The organism is bacterium (assembly GCA_016873475.1).
In the GTDB taxonomy this organism is placed as follows: domain Bacteria; phylum Krumholzibacteriota; class Krumholzibacteriia; order JACNKJ01; family JACNKJ01; genus VGXI01.
This window is the reverse complement of the sequence record VGXI01000319.1, coordinates 1-2738: the sequence shown is the minus strand read 5'-3', so window position 1 is coordinate 2738 and position 2738 is coordinate 1. Positions and strand designations below refer to the sequence as shown.

Sequence of the window (2738 nt, the reverse complement as noted above, 5' to 3'; positions counted from 1 at the left end):
GGTGCGCCGAAGTAGCTCGAGCCGAACTCGAGGCGACGCGTGTCCGGCGGCAGCGCGGCCTGGCTGTCCAGAACGCCCTCGCTCTGGAGCAGGCGAGCGGAAACCGGCGTGGCGAGCAGCAGCAGAAGCAGGCAGGCTGCGCGCCGACCGCCACGGCGTCGGCGCTCAGCCGCCGTGCTTGACGTCCTCGAGCAGGTTGACGTCGCCCTGGTTGAGGAACTGCACTCTGATCGCATGGCGGTCCCCGGGGAGGATCATCTTCTCCACCACGCGGCCATAGTCATTCCAGGACCGATGGTAGATGACGTCACCCACCGCATAGTCCCGCGAGGGCTCGTACTCGTGGACCGACTTGGTGTCGATGCTCGCGAGCGTGAAAGTCTCCACGATCGGCGCCGGCGCTAGCTCCTCCTCCCCCTCCAGCTTCATGTGCGGCAGGATTCCCTTGCAGCGCGGACACTTGAGCCAAGTGACCTCGTCCTCTCCGCCTTCCTCCACCACCGCCATCTCCAGGTGGTCCTTGCAAACGGAGCAGTACTGCTTCATCGGAATCCCTCTCTGCGCGGACCGGCCTACTTCATGCCTGGCATCTGCTTGCAGCAGGTGTCGGCCTCGTCCCAGACCATGTAGCGCATGCCGCACACCGGACAGACATAGCGTCCGTCGATACGCCCCTCTTTCTCGGCCTTGGCGAGAAGTTTGTGGTACTTCACGTATTTCTTAGTTGAATCCAGATCACGTTCCAGGAAGGTCGACGTGACAACGCCCGGATTCGTATTACTCATCGGCTCACCCTTCCCTTTGAGTAAGACTCGTCGCGGGGTGATCTCTCTCACCCTACATGTGGTATCCTCTCCCCGCGGGTAGGCGATGAGGCCCCCACAGGTAGTACGCACCCTACGCGATCGTCAACATGGTGTCAAGAGGATTGCGGGTCCGGAGGTGCTCTGCGTGGCGGCGGGGGCAAGGGCGGGTGCGCACCCTCGCCGCACGGGGCGGCGAGGGCGCTGCGGGAGAGCTTTACTTATTGGCCGCGCGCTCGCCAACGCCGACGAGCGTCCAGACCTCCCGGCTCGTCTCGGGCGCGCTGACGTAGCGGCGGCCGCCGAACTCGGAGACCTTGCGCGCCGTCCGCTCCTCTTCGAAGCGCACCCAGCCGCCGAAGGGTAGCGCGGCGCAGACCCAGGCCCGGCCGCGGGACACGATCTGCCGCGTCAGTGCGACACTGGCGCTGCGCTGCGTGCTCTCGCTGCTGTCCGCGAGCGCGTAGCGCTGGGCGGGCCACTGGCGACCGCCGATGCTGAAGGTGCTGTCGGCCTCGGCGCGGCCGGCAGCGAGGCGCTCCTGCATGCCCGTGAGGGTCGTCAGCAGCTCGATCTCATCGAGCGCCAACGGCTGCCAGTGGCCGTTCTCGCGGCTCTCGACGCGTTCGAAACGCGCGCGGGCGAAGGGCCCTGCCTCGCCTGGACCGGACAGGTAGACGGCCCGATACGCCGCCCCGCCGTCCACCGTCAGGGTGAGCAGCCGCCGCTCGCCGCCGAGATCCTCCGCAACGAGGAGCCGGAAGCGCTCTTCGCGGCGCCGCCCCTCGCTGAAGGCCTCGACGCGGAATTCCATGAAGAAGCCCGGCGTGGGGAAGCCAGCGGTCCCCACCCGGGCTTCCAGACTGATCAGGAGTAGCGCCGCCGCGCCGGCCAGACGCCGCATCCGCACGGCCCCCCTAGTGCTTGATCCGCTCCCAGTACTTCGCGAAGTCGAAGTTGGGGCTGTTGGCCTGGTCGTGACAGCGCAGGCACATCGCCGCCGGATCGGCCGCCGCCAGCAGATTGCGCGCGTGCGCCGTCCCATAGCCGTGGCAGGCCTCGCACTGGACGCCCCCCAGCTTGTTGCGATTGACGGCGTCGAGCCCGTAGCCACCCGGCTCCTGCCAGCCCGTCACATGACAGCTCACGCAGTCCGGGTTGTTGTCCTCGAACTTCTGCTCCAGGCTGACCATGGCGTGCGCGTGGGCCGTTTGCAGGAAGCTCTCCACCTCGGTCGCATGACAGCGCTTGCAGGTTTCCGTGCCCAGGTAAGTGTCCGTCGCGGCCGTCTCGCTGTACTCGCGCGCCAACTGCTCGATGAGTTGCGCCCGCTGCTTCTCGACCTCGAGCTCGGACTTGAGCGCCGCCACCCGCGCGGCTACCGCCGGATCCTCGACGTAGTTCTTGTCCAGCTCGTGGATCTGCATCGGCGAGAGCGATACGGACCCGTCGTCCTTCATGGTGAGTAGGATCTCGCCGAAGTCCTTGCCCCGGTTCCCCGCCGTGTAGACGGGGATCCCGGATTCGGTCTCCGCTGGCACGCGTTGGCTGATCGTCGCGTTGCCGAAGAAGACGAGGTCCACGCCCTGAAGCGTCTTGCAGGTCTCCAGTGCCTGCTCCCGGCGGCCGCCATAGAGCAGAACCACCGCTGCACAGCCCTCGCGCTCGCGCAGGGCGCGCACGCCCTCGGCGATCGCGGGCGCCGGGTCGGCGAACTTGAAGCCCTCCGGCAACTTCTCCACCCCGTGCTGCAGACGGGGATCCGTCACCCCGAGCACGCCTAGCTTCTTGCCGCCGTAGGTGAAAACCCGGTAGGCGGGGAAAACCGGCTTGCCGCTGGCGTCGACGAGATTGCCGCAGAGCTGGGCATAGCCCTCGCGCTCGCCGAAGCCCTTGAACACGTCCAGGCCCAGGTAGAGATCCTGGCTTTGCACG

Annotated in this window: 4 protein-coding genes; all 4 read right to left on the bottom strand. The window is 67.2% G+C overall.

Annotated elements, in window-relative coordinates; genetic code table 11:
- Positions 1–165: 165 nt before the first annotated feature.
- Positions 166–546: a hypothetical protein gene (locus FJ251_15260; GenBank protein MBM4119060.1), complete on the bottom strand. Its 381-nt coding sequence runs from the start codon at positions 544–546 to the stop codon at positions 166–168.
- Between the two features lie 26 nt (positions 547–572).
- Positions 573–836: a hypothetical protein gene (locus FJ251_15255; protein MBM4119059.1), complete on the bottom strand. Its 264-nt coding sequence runs from the start codon at positions 834–836 to the stop codon at positions 573–575.
- Positions 837–1020: 184 nt separating this feature from the next.
- Positions 1021–1713, bottom strand: coding sequence for a hypothetical protein (locus FJ251_15250; protein ID MBM4119058.1), 693 nt, complete (start codon positions 1711–1713; stop codon positions 1021–1023).
- A 7-nt stretch (positions 1714–1720) separates the two neighbouring features.
- On the bottom strand, positions 1721–2738 hold a 1018-nt coding region (locus tag FJ251_15245), incomplete at its 5' end, for a hypothetical protein (GenBank protein MBM4119057.1).